Here is a 17580-nt window from a genome sequence, read left to right on the forward strand (position 1 = left end):
AATAAGTCGTATACCTGGCTGTACTTGGCCATGATATTGTTACTGCTTGGCATGAATCTGATAACCTTGCGGAACTGGGGCGATCAGCCGGAAGCGAAAAACGGTCTGCTCGATCTGAGCGGTTGGCAGAAGCTGGGTCAAGAGATTGTCAAACTGAAGGGGGAGTGGACGTTCTACCCGGGGCAACTGCTGCAGCGGGCGGAGGATGCGGAGAGCAGCAGCGCATCTTCTGTATACACGCGCGTTCCCGGCAATTGGAAGCCGGCGCTTGCCGATCCTCAGCAGGAGGAGGCGCTCGGATATGGAACCTACCGTCTTCAAGTTAGATTTGGCGAGCACCAGACAGGGCTGCAGGCATTTCGCGTCCAACTGATCCGGGCCGCCCACCGCCTGTTCGTCGATGGGGAAGAGATCGGGAGCAATGGAAGGACCACGGCAAATCCGTCCGATTATGCCGGGCAAATTACTCCATATGTAGCTTTCAAGGACATTAAAGCCAATCAACTGGATATTTTCATCCAGGTAGCCAATTGGGATCATGCCGTTAGTGGAGGCATCATCCATTCCCTATGGATGGGCCCCCCGGAAAAAATCGTCAATGAGCAGCAGAGAGTAGCTGCTTTCGAGTTTGGCGTCATCATGCTGCTCCTCGTATTTGCCCTGTATTTCGGAGCCTTGCAGTGTTTTGCTCCGCACAACGGCTGGGTCTATCTGTCCTTGTTCTTTTTAAGTGCCGCGCTGCTGAATGCAGACCAAGGAAGCCGGTGGCTGCTAGCGATATGGCCCGATATGCCGTTCCGTTCAGCTGTGAATGTAAGCTGGTTATCCTCTATTGCCCTGATGCTGTGGATGTTTATGTTCATTCATACCAGGCATCCTCGACGCATTCACCGCTTTTTCTCACGGGGAGTCTGGCTTTTCTCGCTGCTGATGGCATTCAGTATTATCGTCCTTCCTATGACGCTCAGCACCCGATTAGTGCCCGCTTGGGTGATCGTCGCTGTTATGATCTATGTTTACTTGCTGGTTTCCCTTTTTGCAAGCTTGCGGAGAGGGGATCATCAGACCCATTATGAATTTTGGGCTTATTGTTTATTTGCCGGGCAGTCCTTGCTGAATAGCTTCCTGCTGTTTGGCTTCATTGAATTTAACATCTTGTACGTGATTCAGATGGCCGCCTTCAGTACGGCGATCCTGCTGTTGTTTTTGTTCCAGTTTTTTCGTATCTATGCCCGGACCAAGGCGTTGACGGTGGAATTGCAGCGGCTGAACCGGTTCAAGTCGGAATTCATGTCGGGCATGTCGGAACAAATGATCACTCCCTTGAACGCCATTATCAGTACGGTGAATATGCGGCTGGAGACGGACCATGCTCTGAACCCGCAGCAGGTGAACGACCTGCGTCTGATTGCTTCGGTCGGCTGGACGATGCGGCACTTGGTCGATGAGCTGATGGACTTCTCCCGCTTGCGCGAAGAGGGCATTGTGCTTGTTCTACGTCCCGTACACTTATCAGCTATTATGGATGATGTCATCGCGCGCGTAAGCGATCTTATCTTCAGTGATTCGATCCGTTTGGTCAATGGAATGCCTCCCGACCTGCCTCCGGTCATGGCCGATGAGCAGCGGACGCAGCAGATTTTGAACGCTCTGATGCAGGTGGCTTTGAAAGTAACCGTCGAAGGCTCCATTTCAGCTTCTGCGGCTGCTACGCAAGACAGGATCCACTTGGAGCTGGTCCTGAGCGGGACCGGAATCACGAAGGAAACGGGCCGCAGCCTGTCTCAGCTCCTGCTCCGCCGGGATAGCTATCCATTGAGCCGGCCGGCCGAAGGTCTCGGTTTGTATTTGGCCCATGCCCTGGTCGAGCTGCATCAAGGACAACTCAGCATTGAATCGGCTGGTGCACAAGTCTTGAAGCTGAGCGTCACGCTGCCTATCGCCAAGGAAGCTTCCTTACGATCCATGACGTTGCCGGAAGAGCGTCTTAACCTTGCGCCGATGAATGGGCTTCAGGAATCCGGAACTCGGAGACAGAATCAGGAGCATGAAGCGGGCATGGCTGAGATTCTGATTATTCATGATGATCCGATAAGCCTCCATGCCCTGGTTAACATCCTCTCGATGGATGCCTATCGCGTGACGGTGGTCAGGGGCGGCAGAGAAGCACTGGATAAGTTGTATCGCCTGCAGCGCGTCGATCTGGTCATTGTGGACCGAATCCTGCAAGACATGTCAGGCCTCGAGATATGCCGGCATATCCGTAAGCATTTTACATTATTCGAGCTCCCCATCCTGCTGCTGACCTCCGGGTCCTTCCCAGATCATGCGATCACAGCCAGCCAGGCGGGAGCCAATGACTGTATCGCTAAGCCCGTCGAAGCGTCCGAGCTACGTGTGCGTGTGCGGACGCTCATCCAATTAAAGCATTCTGTGGGCGAACGCATCCGTATGGAGCTGGCTTTTTTACAGGCGCAGATCAAGCCGCATTTTTTGTTCAACACGCTGAACTCTATCGCGGCGTTAAGCAAGCGGCAGCCGGAAAGTATGACGAAGTTATTGACGGACTTCGGCTTTTACTTGCGGGAGAGCTTTCGCTTTGATAATTCCGAACCGCTGGTTTCCTTCGAGCGTGAGCTGAATCTGGTCAAGTCGTATCTGCAGATCGAGAAAGTCCGGTTCGAGGACTGGTTAACATTCGACATCGAAGTGTTGACGTCAGAGCGCTTCCTGATCCCGCCCTTGACCTTGCAGCCGTTGGTTGAGAATGCGGTCCGTCATGGCATCATGCGGAGAGCCGATGGGGGATTCATTCATATCCGGGTATTCCGCGAACGAGAGGAAATTCGGATTCAAGTCAAGGATAACGGTGTTGGCATGACAGCGGAACTGCTCGAGCGTGTCCGCCACTCCTCACCGTCCGGAGGAATTGGAATTGCTAATATTGAGCGCAGGATGAGACAGATGTTCGGCCATGGATTGATCCTGTCCAGTGAGCCGGGCCAAGGAACGGAGATCTTGATCCGATTGCCGCTTGAGAAGGTAGGTAGCTATGAAAATCATGCTGGTTGATGATGAGCCTCTGGCGTTAAGGCTTCTGGCCGAAGAACTGGAACATATCGGAGGCCTCGATATCATCGGGACCTTCCGCAACCCCAGGGCGGCATTGGATGCGATTGTGGAGCAAGGGCCGCAGGCTGTATTTCTGGACATTGAAATGCCGGAAATGAGCGGCATCCAGCTGGCCGAGCTGATATTGGAACGGCGTCCGGACACGATGATCGTTTTCGTGACGGTCTATGACGAGTATGCGGTCAAGGCTTTCGAGCTTCAAGCGATGGACTATGTGCTCAAGCCTGTTCAAGCCGAACGGCTGGCCAAGACCATCGAGCGTCTGAAGCTTCAGCAGAGCCATCGAGCTCCGGTCATGGAAGGCCTCAGCATGATCCATTGCTTTCGCTCCCTGCAATTCGAGCGAAGAGGCCGTTCTCCGCTTAACCTGCGATGGAAGACGCTGAGGGCACAGGAGCTGTTTTGTTTCTTGCTCCAATATCGGGGAAGGCCGGTCCGCAAGCAGCTGCTCGTGGAGCAGTTATGGTCTGAAATCGAATGGAAGAAGGGCATTTCGCAATTGTATACGGCGATCTACCAGATCCGTAAAATGCTGCAGGATGAGCAGCTGCCCATCCGAATTGAAAATTGCGATGAAGGCTACAGGCTGGACTTGAACGGCGTGAAGCTGGACACCGAAAAGTGGGAGGAGAGCTTGGACTCCTCCCCGTCCCTGTCCCGGGATACAGTAGACATCCATAAGCGGCTCTCCGCGCAATATGCGGGGGATTACTTGGCCGAATACGCCTATCATTGGGCGGAGAAGGAGAGAGGCCGACTTCGTGCGAGATGGCTGGCCCATGGGAAGCAGCTAGGCAATTTTTATATAGCGAATGGAGATTTGACAGACGCTGCAGCTCATTATTTGAGTATGCAAAGCGTGCTGCCGCTGGAAGAAAGCCTATATGTAGAGCTGATGCGTCTTTATGACGTGTTAGATGACCGGCGGTCGGTAGAGGCCCAGTATGAACAGCTGAGAAATGTGCTTTTGCAGGAGCTGGACTCGGAGCCTGACGAATCGATACGCATTTGGGTTGAAGAAACAAGGAAGTCCCGTCGCTGACGGGGCTTTTTTTTATGCTCGCTCCTCAGTATGAACGGGCTAGCTTCTCGGCTGATGTGCCTGGCCGGCAGTTTCAAAAATGTTTCAACTCGTTGCTGTATACTAAAAGAATTCATGGCTGCCAGGCGGCGTGTTGCCTCGTATCGCCAGAAAGGAAGCCAACCGTAATGATGCAAGCCAACAAGAATCTACGGATGCTGCAGCTTTCGGCTGCGGCTTTGCTTTTCAATCTGCTTATATGTGCAGGGAGTCGTTTTGTTCCCTTTCTGTCGCTGACGGGCCACTGGCAAGGGTTTGAAGTAACTCCTGTCCTGATGTCGGGGCAATATGTACTCGCATGCATTCCGTTTGTCCTATGGGGAGGGACCGTGTATGTTTTTGCAAGACACAGGGAGCATCCGGCTCTTCCTTGGCTGAGTACGCTGACGCTGACGTTCACAAGCTTTGCCATGATGGGCGAAAGCGGTGGTGAAGTGGTATTTTATTTTTCCATATTTTTGGTTATCGCTGCCGTTGCCTATTATGATAGCATCCGTCTTATCTTCATGGTGACCCTTCTATTTGCCGTTCAACATGTAGTCGGTTATGTGTTCATCCCGCAGCTGGTATTCGGGGCGGACTCCTACTCCTTACTCATGCTGTTCATCCATGCGTTGTTCGTGGTGCTCACTTCGAGCTCTACAATCCTGCAGATCCGCTCGAAGCAGAGCATAGCCCGGCAGATGGAAGAAGAACAGAAATCCAAGGAAAGCCAGCAGGCATCCTTCCAGCAGCGTGTCCAGATGTTATCCGAACATATTCGTTCCGCCTCCCAGGCTGCCGCTGATAAATCTGAAGCCAATGTGCGAACCCATCAGGAGATGAGCCATGTATACGAAGAGGTGATCGGGGGACTGGGGAGCCAGATTTATTCGATCGAGCAAATCGAAGTAAAGCTTCTCAGCATCAACAGCGCTATTCAAAGCGCGCTAGAATCGTCCTTGGAGATGAGAAGCAGATCGCTGGCCGCTGTGCAGGCTCTGACCGCCAATCAAGAAAAAATGCGGGTGCTGCAGCAGTATCATCGCCATATGTTGCAGCTTGTAGGCCGTACGCTCGTTGCTATGCATGAGCTCCAGCAACCGGCAGCTCGAACAAGAGGGACAGGTAGTAAGATTCAGGAATTATCCGGCCAAAGCCTGGTCACGGCGGAGGAGATTCAAGCGGCCATGGAGTGCATCTATGCAGAGAGCGAAATGAACATCCTGTACATGGAGCGGGGACAGGAGATCATCCAACGCTCTGCTTCGCTTGTAGATGACTTCGTTGCGGACTTTATCGAGATGCGCGAGATGACGGAGCAGCTTCTGCAGGATATCGTGACCATCGATCAGTGGATGGGGGCGATTAAGCTGGATGCTTCGGCGGTTGCCTGCGAGATGAGCGATATTGCATCCATTATCGGAGAACGAATGGTGTCGATGGAGGAGTTGGTCGCCATGAGCGAAAATCACGTAAGCTCAGCGGAGCAGATCGATACCGAGCTTTCCAATTTGCATCAACTTAGCCATAAGCTTCAACAGCAACTCCTTACCACGTGACTTTCCGGAGGCTGCTAGTATGAACAGATTAACCGAACGAAGTGATCGGCAGCCGGGCTATACGCTCTGCGTAACCGACTATTTAACCAAGCCGACGGATCGGAGCACAATCTCTACAGGAGGAGGTTGGCTGGTTCGTCAGTGGCGACAGGAAAAACGAGCAGGAGGGCGCAAACCTTGAATGATGACAAGCTAGACCCATTGAATACTATGCAGGTTTTGCCGGAAGGGGCGGTTCTGGCTGCGCTCGAACAGTCTCTAGCCATGATTCAGTTTAACATGCAGGGAGAAGTGCTTTGGGCCAATGATCATTTTGCGAAAGCGATGGGGTACCAGGCCCGGGAATTACAAGGGAAAAGGCATCAGCAGTTCTGCTTGCCGGAGTTTAGGGCCAGCCGTGACTACCAGGTGTTCTGGATGAACTTGAGAGAGGGTCATACGTTTCAAGAGAAGATTGTTCGTGTGGCGAAAAGCGGGGCCAGCATATGGCTCGAAGCCACGTATATGCCGATTAGAGATGAGCAGGGCAAGGTCACCGCTGTTCTCAAAGTGGCCACTGACATTACAGCCAGAGAACAAGCTACGATGCGTATGACTCAGGACCTGCAGCAAATGGCAGCTGATGTCCTTCACCGTTCCTCACTGGGCATAGATCGCAATAGACAGGTAGCTGAGGTCATGCAAAGTGTCACCCAGGCCAACGAAGCCAATATCCAGTTCCTACATGATCTGGAGCAGCAGGCCCAATCTGTCCGCGGTATTGTCGGAACGATCAGGGAGTTTGCCGCGCAGACGAACCTGCTTGCGCTTAACGCGGCGATTGAAGCGGCGCATGCGAAGGAGCATGGACGAGGATTTAGTGTCGTTGCCGCGGAGGTCAAGAAGCTCGCGCAGCAGGTTCAGGCAGCCGCCTATCAGATCCAGGGCTCGATCGAGGACATGGTCGAGCAAGTAGGCCGAGTCAGCCGAAGCTCGAAAAGCTCACACACGGCGATGTCCGACAGCCAGCAGCAGATTAAGTCTGCAATGGACGCGTTTACCGGCATCGGCGAAGCGGCGGCAAAGCTGGATGAGCAGGCTAAAACCTTGCATCAAGAGCTATAACGCAAAATATAGAGGTTGAAGATGAAGGGTGTACGGCACACATGACGGATGATATCAAACGTTCAAAACTACTGATCATAGATGATCAAGCTTGCAATATTATGCTGCTGGAGCATATACTCAGCCGGGCGGGATTTAACCAGGTGGAGAGCCTGCTTGACCCTCTTGAGCTCGCCACTCGGTTTGCAGACATACAACCCGATATGGTTCTGCTCGATATGCATATGCCGGGGATGGACGGTCTTCAGGTGCTCCGGTTGATTCGCGAAACGCTTGCGCCCGATCAATACTTGCCCGTTCTGATGCTGACCGCCGATTTGACGCTGGAAGCGAAGCAGCGGGGATTACAAGCGGGCGTGAATGACTTTCTCACGAAGCCCTACGACCGGATGGAAGTGGTCCTGCGCATTCAGAATCTGTTGAAGGCGAGAATGCTGCATAACCAGATCCAGCAGCATAAAAGCACGTTGGAGAAGCGGGTGCGAGACCGGACGGAAGAGCTGAAGAAGGCCAAGAATGAAATTCTGCAGCTGCTCGGACGAGCGGCGGAATATCGCGATGATATGACGGGCAGACATACCTTGAGGGTGGGCAGACTGTCCGAATTACTCGCCGAACGGCTGGGTCTGCCGGAAGAACATGTTCAGATGGTTCGAAGGGCTGCTCCACTTCACGATATCGGTAAGATCGGCATTCCGGATCATATTTTGCTGAAGCCGGGACGCTTTGAAGCGCAGGAATTTGAACGGATGAAGACCCATACGCTGATTGGCGCCAGCATCCTGGAGGAAAGCTCCTTCACGCTGCTGCAGATTGCCGGGATTATTGCCCGGTCTCATCATGAGAAATGGGATGGCTCCGGTTACCCCTATGGGTTGAAGGGCGAGGAAATCCCGATAGAAGCCCGAATTGTGGCGTTGGCTGATTTTTACGATGCCTTAAGACATGAGCGCCCATACAAGAGGGCCTGGACTCCTGAAGAAACAATGGCAGAGGTGAAGAGGCAGTCCGGGATGCATTTCGACCCTCAGCTTGTCGAGGTTTTTGTTCAGCTATATACGGAAGGTCTTCTGGAACAGGATGACGATGTGCTTTAGCTCCACCCCTTTCCAAGCAAGGGGATGTCCGGAGATTAAAAGTCACCATTAAAGAAGGAGCTACGCTCATTCGGGTAGGGAAGAGCCTATCCGGAAAGCAGCCCCTTCCTGAACCTTTAGGCCTCGTAATGAGAAATATCCCCATACAGCTCAACGGTTGTCTTGCCGTTCTCCCGCACAATCCGGCTCAAGCTGGCGGGCGGGACATCCGGATGGTTCCCTAGCTCGCTCAGACTGCGTCCGGCGTAGTAGTTCAGCAGTGCTTTCAAGGTAATGCGATGGGTGACGATCAGGAGGCTTTCTCCCTGATGCTTGGACAGAATGTCTTCCATCGCAGAGACTGAGCGGTCCAGCAGCTCGGGGTAGGTCTCGCCGTCCCCGGCAGGCGTATACAAGTGGGGTGCTTCGAAAAATTGAGCGAACCCCGTAGCGTACTTGTGTTGAATGAAGCTAATTTCTTTCCCTTCCCACAGCCCCATATTGATTTCCCTGATCCCATCGACGATTTGCGGCGTCAGAGACCTGCCATTTGTAACGATACCAGCGGTATGGACGGCTTCTCCAGGTTCCATTCCGTTTGCCCATGTCTAGCGAGATATATGGAAGTTTTGGTCATCTTTTTTTCTCCTTTTCATTCGTCATTGTACGGTATTCAAAAACACGGTTACAGCCCATTTAAGTGCATGAACGCTGACCCGACGACGCTGTGGGCAAGCGAAGGCCGTCTGAGCGGATATGACCACGCTGGGCCAGCAGCCACTTCAGAGGAGCGGGGTTCGGCTCTGAAGTCAGGAATTGCACCAGTGGGAGCAGCTGGTCGAATCGCTGGCCCGACTCGTCGATGCGGCCGGACCGGAACAGCTCGTAGACCTGGACGAACTGGTCGCTATCCAGATTGGCGCTAGTCAGCACACCTCCCTTGCCCCCGCAGCATAGCGATGCGAAAAACAGCTTGTCTTCCCCGCAGAGAACGGGCTTGGCCAGAGATCGGACAAGCTTGAAATAATGTCTAATACTGCCGCTAGTGTCGTTAAAACCAATGACATGATCCATCCCCATCATGCTCCGAATCGTCTCCAATTCCAGCGGTGCCCCTCTGCCGCAAGAACCTTCCTCTATAATGATCGGCACAGCGGCCCCGGCTAACGCTTGGAATCGTGTGATACTATGCTTCCGTGCAGCTTCGCCACCACCGGAAGCGGCGACGAGCACAGCATCCGCTCCGAGAGCCCTCGCTCGGGATGCCTGCTGAACGACCGACGCTGTGCTGCCGGACAGGGCTGCCGCAATCAGCGGAATCTTCCCCATGGTTTTACGCGCTGTCACGATCAGCAGCTCGAGCTCTTCGGGCTCGATGGCTGGCGCTTCGCCAGCCGTTCTATTCACGACGAGCCCGTGTACACCCTTGTCCACCAGCCGCTTAACGAGATCCTTGAAGGACCTCACATCCAGTCTCCCGCGGCGGTCCAAGGGCGTCACGACAGGGACGAAGACACCCTGTAAAGTATGTTCGGTAAGCAAGGCCCTCCCCTCCATTCTCTAGGTGCAGCCGATACTCAAGCACTGAGCCTTCCCGCTAGAGCTTCTGCAGGATAGCTCCAAGCCCCGGGATCAAGACGGTCAGCTGTAGCCTGAATATATAGCGTTTCTGATGAAATGTAACCAGCCAATTGGCCGGGGTTTGAGCAAGCCGATTTGTGGTGAAAGCAGGTAACGGTGATATGTACCCATATGCACGGGGATTCTGCGATCTATGATTTCTGATAAAAATTGGACATACTAGCCAATACATTCTTTTTTCGATGAAAGAAGAGTTTTTTCTTGGCCCAAATTCATCCGACTTTGTTGCGATTTCTTGAACATGGCTGGTCGTATATTGACCATCAATGGCTGGTGACACCCGGTTGGTTCTCCTATACAGTGAGAGTGTTCAAGCGCTAATGGAAGCTAGAAGGAGCTGAAAAACATGAATGTACCCAAAGCGTTGAGGGGCCTGGCGGCTGCTTGCCTGCCGGCTTTGCTGCTGCTCATGACGGGATGCACGGAGAACATAATCGTACTCGACCCCAAGGGTCCGATTGCCGAGCAGCAGCGGGATTTGATCATCCTCTCCACTCTGCTGTGCAGTATAGTCATTGTCCCTGTGCTGATACTGACCGCGATCATTATCTGGCGGTACCGGGATAGGCAGGGCAGGAAGGCGGCCTATACGCCGCACTGGGAGCACAGCACCAAGCTGGAGACGATCTGGTGGGCAATTCCCATTCTCGTGATTCTGGCGCTGGGGATCATCACGGTGAAACAAACCTACGCGTTGGAGCCCTCCAAGCCGCTGGAATCTGTGCAGAAGCCGCTGACCGTTCAAGTCACGTCCTTGAACTGGAAATGGCTGTTCCAATACCCGGAGCAGGGAATTGCGACGGTCAACGAGCTGAAAATTCCGAAAGGCGTGCCGGTCCGATTCGAGATCACGGCGGACTCTCCGATGAATTCATTCTGGATTCCGCAATTGGGCGGGCAGATCTATGCGATGTCCGGGATGGCGATGACCTTGTATTTGCAGGCGGACGAGCCGGGCAAGTATTGGGGCTCCGGGGCCAACTTTACAGGCACTCATTTCTCCAAGATGTACTTTGATGTGGAATCGATGACCCAGGATTCATTCGACGAGTGGGTAGATGGGATCAAGAAAACGTCGCCTGCGCTTACCATCGAAGGGTATAACCGGTTATCGGAGCCGTCGATCTCGCAGGCACATGGTTATTCGGCATTTCCGCAAGGGCTGTTCGAGCGGATCGTGAACAAATACGCGGCTTCTCACCGTCATGGCAAGTCATCGGAGGATGCGAAGTAGGTTCAGATCCAGGTAAGGCATAGGCTTATTGGAATCCAAGGGTAAGGGGAGAGTTGCACATGTGGGACAAAGTGAAAAGCTTTGCTTCCGAGTTTTTTGTCACGGGTGACCCGTTGATTTACGGGGCAGATGTGAGCATCGGGCTGACGCTGATCACCGTCGTGGTTGTACTGACGTATTTCAGGAAATGGACCTGGCTCTGGCGCGAATGGCTGACGACCGTCGACCATAAGAAGATCGGGATTATGTACATTGTGTCGGCCTTTCTGATGATGTTCCGAGGCGGCGTGGATGCGCTCCTGATGCGGACACAGCTGATTATGCCGGAATTCAGCTTTCTGGAGCCGGATCACTATAACCAGATTTTTACGACGCATGGCGTCATCATGATCTTATTTATGGCGATGCCTTTTATGTTCGGGCTGTTCAACGTAATGGTGCCGTTGCAAATAGGAGCGAGGGATGTCGCTTTTCCGTTCCTCAATGCGCTTAGCTTCTGGCTGTTCTTCGCCGGTGCTATGCTGTTTAACCTTTCCTTCGTCATCGGCGGATCGCCGGATGCCGGGTGGCTGGCGTATCCGCCTTATTCCGAGCTGATGTACAATCCTGGGGTCGGGCAGGACTTCTATATCTGGGGCATCCAGATCTCAGGGGTCGGAAGCTTGATGACGGGCATTAACTTTATCGTCACCATCCTGAAGATGCGGGCGCCGGGCATGAAGCTGATGAAGATGCCGATGTTCCCGTGGTCCGTGCTGTCGAGCTGTATTGCGATTATCTTCGCGTTTCCGGTTCTGACGGCGACGCTGGCGCTGCTGTTTCTGGACCGATATGCCGGAGCGCATTTCTTCACGCTGGACGGTGGCGGGAACCCGATGATGTACATCAACCTGATCTGGATGTGGGGACATCCGGAGGTGTACATTATCGTACTGCCGGCCTTCGGGATTTTCTCGGAGATCGTGGCGACCTTCTCCAGGAAGCGGCTGTTCGGATATAAGTCTATGGTGTATGCCATGATGATCATCAGCGTCCTGTCGTTCCTTGTCTGGGCGCATCACTTCTTCACGATGGGGTCAGGAGCGGGTGTTAACGCCTTCTTCGCCTTATCTACGATGCTGATCGCTATACCGACCGGTGCTAAAGTGTTCAACTGGCTATTTACGATGTTCCGGGGGAGGATTACGTTCGAGACGCCGATGCTGTGGACCATCGGGTTTATCCCGTGCTTTGTCACGGGGGGGCTGACGGGCGTACTGCTGTCCGTAGCTCCTGCAGATTTCCAGTTCCACAACAGCTACTTCCTAATTGCTCACTTTCACCATGTCATTATAGGCGGCGTCGTCTTCGGGTATTTCGCCGGTCTTTATTACTGGTGGCCCAAATTATTCGGCTTCAGGCTGAACGAGCGTATAGGCAAGTGGGCGTTCTGGTTCTGGAATATCGGATTCTATCTCTGCTTCATGCCGCAATATGTACTCGGGCTGATGGGAATGACGCGCCGGGTCGCCAGCTACGGCTGGGACAAGGGCTGGTGGGAGATGAATCTGGTGTCCACGATCGGAGCCGTGCTGATGGGGATTGCGTTCCTGTTCCAAGTATGGCAGATTGCGCATGGGGTGAAACACCGTCATCTCAACATGGACACGACGGGCGATCCATGGAATGGACGTACGCTGGAATGGTCGATCCCTTCGCCAGCGCCGCATTATAACTTTGCCGTGCTTCCCCAGGTGACCAGCCAGGACGAGTGGTGGGAGCGCAAGGAGCGTAGGCTGCAAGGCGAACCGGACCCGGCCCCGCACAAGCTGGAGCCAATTCATATGCCTAAGAACTCGGGAATCCCGATTATCATGTCGGCCTGCTGGTTCGTGGCGGGATTCGGATTTGTGTTCCATTGGACCTGGTTTGTTGTCGCGGGTCTGGCGGGTGTAGCGATATGTATGCTTGTTCATTCCTTCAATTATGATACGGATTATTACATTCCGGTGGATGAGATCGAGCGGATCGAGGCCGGGAAAGGCAGGGTGACGCAGTAATGGCTCACACACACGTGCCGGGAGCGGCACATCAGGCTGAGTTGCACGGCCAGCATCACGATCATCCTGATCTGGAGGGGATGCGTACCTTCGGCTTCTGGATTTATCTGATGACCGACGTGATGATCTTCGGTACCTTCTTCGCAACCTATATCATACTGAAAAACAATACCAACGGCGGACCGGGGCCTGCCGAGCTGTTCGAGTTGGGCGGCATCATCGCGAGCACCTTCATCCTGCTGACCAGCAGCTATACATGCGGGCTGGCGCTGCTGGCGATGCAGAAGGGGAAACGTCAGGCCCTGATCGGCTGGCTGGGCGTGACCGCCTTGCTAGGAGCGGTGTTCCTTGGTCTGGAAGCGAACGAATTCACGCATCTGGTACGCGAGGGAGCCACGATAAGTGCGAGCGCCTTCCTATCGGCGTTCTATACACTGGTAGGGACACATGGCCTTCACGTGCTGATCGGACTAGTCTGGATGGTCGCACTGATGATCCAGATCGCAAGGAAGGGAATCACGCCGGTCACGAGACGGAAGGTGAATGTCATCAGCTTGTTCTGGCATTTCCTCGACGTGGTCTGGATTTTCGTCTTCACAGTCGTTTACTTAATGGGGGTGAGCTAGGTGGCAAGTTCGGAGACGATGCATCCTCATGATGAAGAATCGCACGGGTCGTTAAAGTCGTATACCATCGGCTTTCTTTGCTCCATCCTGCTGACGGTGATCCCGATCGCTATCGTGCTGAACGGCTGGCTGGAGGGCATGACGCGTTCGATCGTGCTGATGGTGGCCGGGGTTCTGCAGCTAGGTGTACAATTGCTGTTCTTCATGCATCTGCGCGAGGAGAAGAAGCCGCGCTATAACCTGATCTCGCTGCTGCTCGGGCTGGTCATTCTGGTGGTGATCGTAGCGGGGTCCATGTGGATTATGCTGTACAATATGGTTGCGGTTTAGTTGCAGTAAGTATCTAATCATCCATTGACGATAACGAATGGCTGGATGATCGGCAGGCAGGATGCCATCAATGCGGTGAGAGGCAAATGGATGGTCATAATTCCGCAGCATTGGATGGTTTGTTTGGGGGCGCTCTCCTTTATCATAGTGGTCAAGTCGGGATTCCAATCTTGGTATTCGACGGGCTGACTGGATAACGAGGAGGGGTAGAATGGGCAAGGCATTACAGGGAAAAAGAATCGTGATTACCGGCTCGCGTAAACTGGCGGAGTTGAGTGAAATTATTGAAAGACAGGGCGGCGAGCCGATGCTTCGTCCGCAGCAGGGGTTGATGGTTCTTCAGGAGCAGGAGGTGGAGCAGGACATAATCCATCTCCTCGAACATGGCTCGGGCTGGCTGGTGTTCACGACCGGAACCGGTCTAGAGGCCCTGCTGCAGCAAGCGGATCGCATCGGCGTTCGTGATCGGCTGCTTGATGTGATCCGCAGCTCCCGCGTTGCAGCGAGAGGGTACAAGACCTTCGCTCTGCTCAAGCAGCTTGGTGTACAGCTGGCCGCTGTGGATGAGGACGGGACGACGGACGGACTCGTTCGGGCGCTGCGGGACCGTGATTTTACGGGGCAAGGGGTAACGATCCAGCTGCATGGGGAACCGATGCCTGACCTTGAAGCCTTCTTCGAGAAGGCTGGAGCTGCGGTACGGACGATCATGCCGTATAGGCATGTGGCGCCAGAGGCGGAGGTTACGGAACGGCTATGCCGCGAAATCATGGAAGCGTCCGTCGATGCGGTATGTTTTACAACGGCTGTGCAGGTGAGGTATTTCTGCGCCTACGCTGAGCTGCACGGCTATACTTCCGAGATCCAAGCCGGCTTCCGGGACCGGGTGCTGGCGGTTGCGGTCGGCCGGGTCACGGCAGAGGCGCTGCAGGAGGCCGGCGTAACCCGAGTCTTGATGCCTGAGAACGAGCGTATGGGGGCGATGATTATCGAGCTGGCTCGTTATGTTCAGAGCGGATTCTTGAAATAGGACCGCTCGTTTGACAATCGGATAGCCATACATCGAAGAGACCTTTTGATATGACTTCAGAAGGTCTTTTCGTCCTATTCTGACAGCTGATTCTTGCTTTGTACTCAATTTGTTAAATTATGTATCATAATGGTATATTAATGAGACTGGATTTTTCGAGGGGAAGATTGAATCGAGGAACGAACAGTCAGGTGGTGGTGATTGTGAAGGAATTGCAGTTGTTACAAACGGCTGTTAAGCAATACGAGCTAGATGCCCGCAGCCTAGTGGTGGAAGGAGTGCTTCAGCCCGATAGCCGGCATGGCGATCTGCATGACCAAATTCAAGTGAATGGAAACTTTTACTCAGCAAGATTTATTAGCAGCAAGCGCTATGGAACGGATGTCTTCATCCCATTATCAGATGAGGTGCTGACTGAACAAATCAGATTTTGCAGGTATCTTCGAGACTCAGGGATTCCTTTTATGAAACACGTGCCGACTGTAGAGGGAAAGCCGTTTGCAATCATTCATAACGATGAAGAGTCCTTGCGATTCGTATTATTCGAGTGGATGACAGGCGTTCACCATACACATTGTACAGAAGCCATTGCGGAGAAATTAGGGGGATTTGCACGTAGGCTCCATGATGTATCCTCTGAATTTGAGAGCAGGATCTTGCCGAAAGAATCGCATAGTAAGGGGCATGAGGAATTTTATCGCTTGCTCTCTGCTCAAGCCCGAGCATCTGAGCTATCTGTCTCAACGAGGGAGCTGCTCAATCAGTATTTCATGCAGATTGAATATCATAAGAATAGGGCCAGGACCGACTCCTATGATTACATCGTTCAAACGGATCTGAATCCGTATACCTTCTTTGGGACCAGCGAGAAGAAATAAGCGGCGTGGTTGATTTTGAGTCCATCACCTATACAGACCGGATTGAGGGAATCGCATGGTTAGTTAAATGGTACAGCAGAACTCGTGGAACAGAATCTCATGAGATGTCTCCTGTGCTTGCCAAGGCCTTACTAAAGGGATACGGTGCAGATGATTGCTTCTCACAAGAAGATCTGGAGAGACTTCCTTCCTTGTTGTGGTTAACCGGGTGCTTGAACTGGAATTTTACATCCAGAACGGTTACCCTTATGAAGAACGGCGAGGATGTACTTCTAAGTGAACATATATTGAAATACGTTCACCGCGGGGAAATATTGCTATCACTTCTATAAATCTTGGGTATGAGGAGTCTATCTTCTAATGAACGCATGCAGGTACTGGAAAGGGTGGAAAAGAATTGGAGCGGAACAGCATGAATAGAGAGCATGGTGATTCTCATGAATAGTTTGTTGGCAGGGGCTTCTGTCTTCGGTACCGGCATATTGGAGCTATGGGCAGCGATTCCTCTCGGGCTTGCCCTCCAGCTGCACCCCATACTAGTGGGGGTTCTCAGTGCGGCCGGGTCCATATTCAGCGCGGTGGTTGTGATCTTCTTCGGCACATCCATTAGGAATTGGCTTGTACGAAGAACTCATAACAAGAATGGCGGGAGAGGCGGCCGCCTCTCCCGTATCTGGGACAAGTACGGCATTCCTGGCATCGGTTTCCTATCCCCTCTAATTACCGGAGCTCCACTTGGTGCAGCGATAGGAATTTCTTTCGGAGCAGATCCGCGTAAGCTGTTTGTATGGATGACCATCGGCATTGTCTTCTGGAGTGCAGTTCTGACTACAGCCGCTGCGTTAGGACTGCATGCTTTTAGTAGGGGCAGGTAGATATTCTCTACAGACGGGAACCTATCGAACAGGAAAGAACACGGCCCGTCTCCGGGGCGTGCTCTTCGTCATGCAAAATGAGCTTCGAATCCTTCGACAAAGCGCTGGAAGGCATCGGTCTGAAACAGGTCGCGGCGGTAGACGAAGCTGACGGAGCTGTCGTGGTACCGATCCGGGACGGGAAAGCACTGGATTTTACGAGAGCCTACCCAATCCTTGACGGCCGACTCCGTCACGAGGGAGACGCCAAGACCCGCTGCCACACCACGTATGATGGCCTCCACAGTACCGAATTCCATCAAGCTGACAGAGCCTAGATTCTCGGCCTGCAACCATTGCTCCAGTCTATCCCGGTAGAAGCAGCCGCGTCCTGTCACCAGCAGCGACTGGGTCAGCGCGTCGTGCACATCCACGGTGGAAGGCGAGGCGATGAGCACCAGCTGTTCCTGGAACACCAGGAGCGTTTCGAGGTCGGGATGCTGAGGCTGTCCATTCACGAAGGCGCCGTCCAGCTCGAAGGCGAGCACCTGCTCCGTTAGCTCTGAGCAAAGAGCGGCCTTCAGGGACAATTGGACGCGTGGATACTGCCTATGGTAGTTCGCCAGAAGATCCGCCAGAAAAATGCTAGCTATCATCTCCAGCGATCCAATCCGCAGATACCCGCAAGATAGCTCGGAATGCTGGGTTGTTACCTTCGCTTCTTCCAGCAGGTGCAGAATCTGCTCCGCATATTTCAGCAAGTGGGTGCCCGCGGAAGTTAAGGTCACGCCGCGGCTCTGCCGGTAGAATAACGGGACACGAAGTTCGGATTCCATATTCTGGATGCGTGCGGTGACGTTGGATTGCACATAACCAAGCTGCTTGGCGGCGCCGGTAATGCTCTTCTCCCGGGCAACCGCCTGAAAGATCTTCAGATCATTACTGTCCATCGGCCGTTAACTCCTTTATCATCAGATAGCGCGTTATTGCATCATTCATAGTGATGAGATCCAT

Annotated in this window: 16 protein-coding genes; 13 read left to right on the forward strand and 3 right to left on the reverse strand. The window is 53.3% G+C overall.

Going from position 1 to position 17580, the window contains the following annotated elements:
- Nucleotides 1-30 precede the first annotated feature (30 nt).
- The 6 genes from WMW72_RS27415 (at nt 31) to WMW72_RS27440 (ending at nt 7955) form a co-directional block, all read left to right on the forward strand.
- Nucleotides 31-3072, forward strand: a complete 3042-nt coding sequence (locus WMW72_RS27415; RefSeq protein WP_341418773.1) for an ATP-binding protein — start codon at nt 31-33, stop codon at nt 3070-3072.
- Nucleotides 3053-4174 (forward strand): response regulator, encoded by a 1122-nt coding sequence (locus tag WMW72_RS27420; RefSeq protein WP_341418774.1) that lies wholly within the window; start codon nt 3053-3055, stop codon nt 4172-4174. Before WMW72_RS27415 ends, WMW72_RS27420 begins: the two co-directional genes overlap by 20 nt.
- Nucleotides 4175-4341: 167 nt before the next feature.
- Nucleotides 4342-5754 carry a hypothetical protein gene (locus WMW72_RS27425; RefSeq protein ID WP_341418775.1) on the forward strand — a complete coding sequence of 471 codons (1413 nt, stop codon included), beginning with the start codon at nt 4342-4344 and terminating at the stop codon, nt 5752-5754.
- Nucleotides 5755-5773: 19 nt separating this feature from the next.
- Complete coding sequence (locus tag WMW72_RS27430; RefSeq protein ID WP_341418776.1) at nt 5774-5935, forward strand: hypothetical protein; 162 nt, start codon at nt 5774-5776, stop codon at nt 5933-5935.
- Entirely contained in the window at nt 5932-6858 is a 927-nt protein-coding gene (locus tag WMW72_RS27435; protein ID WP_341418777.1) for a methyl-accepting chemotaxis protein, read from the forward strand. Before WMW72_RS27430 ends, WMW72_RS27435 begins: the two co-directional genes overlap by 4 nt.
- Nucleotides 6859-6899: 41 nt before the next feature.
- Nucleotides 6900-7955: an HD domain-containing phosphohydrolase gene (locus WMW72_RS27440; protein WP_341418778.1), complete on the forward strand. Its 1056-nt coding sequence runs from the start codon at nt 6900-6902 to the stop codon at nt 7953-7955.
- A gap of 116 nt (nt 7956-8071) precedes the next feature.
- Here WMW72_RS27440 and WMW72_RS27445 read toward each other — a convergent pair whose 3' ends face one another.
- Nucleotides 8072-8527 (reverse strand): histidine phosphatase family protein, encoded by a 456-nt coding sequence (locus WMW72_RS27445; protein WP_341418779.1) that lies wholly within the window; start codon nt 8525-8527, stop codon nt 8072-8074.
- A 103-nt stretch (nt 8528-8630) separates the two neighbouring features.
- Nucleotides 8631-9476, reverse strand: a complete 846-nt coding sequence (locus WMW72_RS27450) for a dihydrodipicolinate synthase family protein (protein WP_341418780.1) — start codon at nt 9474-9476, stop codon at nt 8631-8633.
- 445 nt (nt 9477-9921) lie between these two features.
- On the opposite strand from WMW72_RS27450, the gene cyoA reads away from it, so the two are divergent.
- The 7 genes from cyoA to WMW72_RS27485 all read left to right on the forward strand — a co-directional run bounded on the left by cyoA (nt 9922) and on the right by WMW72_RS27485 (nt 16587).
- A complete protein-coding gene (cyoA, locus tag WMW72_RS27455; RefSeq protein WP_341418781.1) occupies nt 9922-10809 on the forward strand; it encodes a ubiquinol oxidase subunit II in 888 nt (295 codons plus the stop codon).
- A gap of 59 nt (nt 10810-10868) precedes the next feature.
- Nucleotides 10869-12848, forward strand: coding sequence for a cbb3-type cytochrome c oxidase subunit I (locus WMW72_RS27460; protein ID WP_341418782.1), 1980 nt, complete (start codon nt 10869-10871; stop codon nt 12846-12848).
- Nucleotides 12848-13474: a cytochrome o ubiquinol oxidase subunit III gene (cyoC, locus tag WMW72_RS27465; protein WP_341418783.1), complete on the forward strand. Its 627-nt coding sequence runs from the start codon at nt 12848-12850 to the stop codon at nt 13472-13474. Before WMW72_RS27460 ends, cyoC begins: the two co-directional genes overlap by 1 nt.
- An 18-nt stretch (nt 13475-13492) precedes the next feature.
- A complete protein-coding gene (gene cyoD, locus WMW72_RS27470) occupies nt 13493-13804 on the forward strand; it encodes a cytochrome o ubiquinol oxidase subunit IV (protein ID WP_341418804.1) in 312 nt (103 codons plus the stop codon).
- Nucleotides 13805-14015: 211 nt separating this feature from the next.
- Nucleotides 14016-14834: a uroporphyrinogen-III synthase gene (locus tag WMW72_RS27475; protein ID WP_341418784.1), complete on the forward strand. Its 819-nt coding sequence runs from the start codon at nt 14016-14018 to the stop codon at nt 14832-14834.
- Between the two features lie 203 nt (nt 14835-15037).
- Entirely contained in the window at nt 15038-15712 is a 675-nt protein-coding gene (locus WMW72_RS27480) for a phosphotransferase (RefSeq protein WP_341418785.1), read from the forward strand.
- Between the two features lie 437 nt (nt 15713-16149).
- Nucleotides 16150-16587, forward strand: a complete 438-nt coding sequence (locus WMW72_RS27485) for a small multi-drug export protein (protein WP_341418786.1) — start codon at nt 16150-16152, stop codon at nt 16585-16587.
- A gap of 68 nt (nt 16588-16655) precedes the next feature.
- Here WMW72_RS27485 and WMW72_RS27490 read toward each other — a convergent pair whose 3' ends face one another.
- Nucleotides 16656-17516 (reverse strand): LysR family transcriptional regulator, encoded by an 861-nt coding sequence (locus WMW72_RS27490; RefSeq protein WP_341418787.1) that lies wholly within the window; start codon nt 17514-17516, stop codon nt 16656-16658.
- Between the last annotated feature and the right edge of the window lie 64 nt (nt 17517-17580).

Source organism: Paenibacillus filicis (assembly GCF_038070315.1).
Lineage (GTDB): Bacteria > Bacillota > Bacilli > Paenibacillales > NBRC-103111 > Paenibacillus_G > Paenibacillus_G filicis.

What these genes read in the sequence shown, in the direction of transcription:
- WMW72_RS27415 (WP_341418773.1), top strand. Translation starts at nt 31, where the DNA reads ATGATATTGTTACTGCTTGGCATGAATCTGATAACCTTGCGGAACTGG.
- WMW72_RS27420 (WP_341418774.1), top strand. Translation starts at nt 3,053, where the DNA reads ATGAAAATCATGCTGGTTGATGATGAGCCTCTGGCGTTAAGGCTTCTG.
- WMW72_RS27425 (WP_341418775.1), top strand. Translation starts at nt 4,342, where the DNA reads ATGATGCAAGCCAACAAGAATCTACGGATGCTGCAGCTTTCGGCTGCG.
- WMW72_RS27430 (WP_341418776.1), top strand. Translation starts at nt 5,774, where the DNA reads ATGAACAGATTAACCGAACGAAGTGATCGGCAGCCGGGCTATACGCTC.
- WMW72_RS27440 (WP_341418778.1), top strand. Translation starts at nt 6,900, where the DNA reads ATGACGGATGATATCAAACGTTCAAAACTACTGATCATAGATGATCAA.
- WMW72_RS27445 (WP_341418779.1), bottom strand. Translation starts at nt 8,527, where the DNA reads ATGGAACCTGGAGAAGCCGTCCATACCGCTGGTATCGTTACAAATGGC.
- cyoA (WP_341418781.1), top strand. Translation starts at nt 9,922, where the DNA reads ATGAATGTACCCAAAGCGTTGAGGGGCCTGGCGGCTGCTTGCCTGCCG.
- WMW72_RS27460 (WP_341418782.1), top strand. Translation starts at nt 10,869, where the DNA reads ATGTGGGACAAAGTGAAAAGCTTTGCTTCCGAGTTTTTTGTCACGGGT.
- cyoC (WP_341418783.1), top strand. Translation starts at nt 12,848, where the DNA reads ATGGCTCACACACACGTGCCGGGAGCGGCACATCAGGCTGAGTTGCAC.
- cyoD (WP_341418804.1), top strand. Translation starts at nt 13,493, where the DNA reads ATGCATCCTCATGATGAAGAATCGCACGGGTCGTTAAAGTCGTATACC.
- WMW72_RS27475 (WP_341418784.1), top strand. Translation starts at nt 14,016, where the DNA reads ATGGGCAAGGCATTACAGGGAAAAAGAATCGTGATTACCGGCTCGCGT.
- WMW72_RS27485 (WP_341418786.1), top strand. Translation starts at nt 16,150, where the DNA reads ATGAATAGTTTGTTGGCAGGGGCTTCTGTCTTCGGTACCGGCATATTG.
- WMW72_RS27490 (WP_341418787.1), bottom strand. Translation starts at nt 17,516, where the DNA reads ATGGACAGTAATGATCTGAAGATCTTTCAGGCGGTTGCCCGGGAGAAG.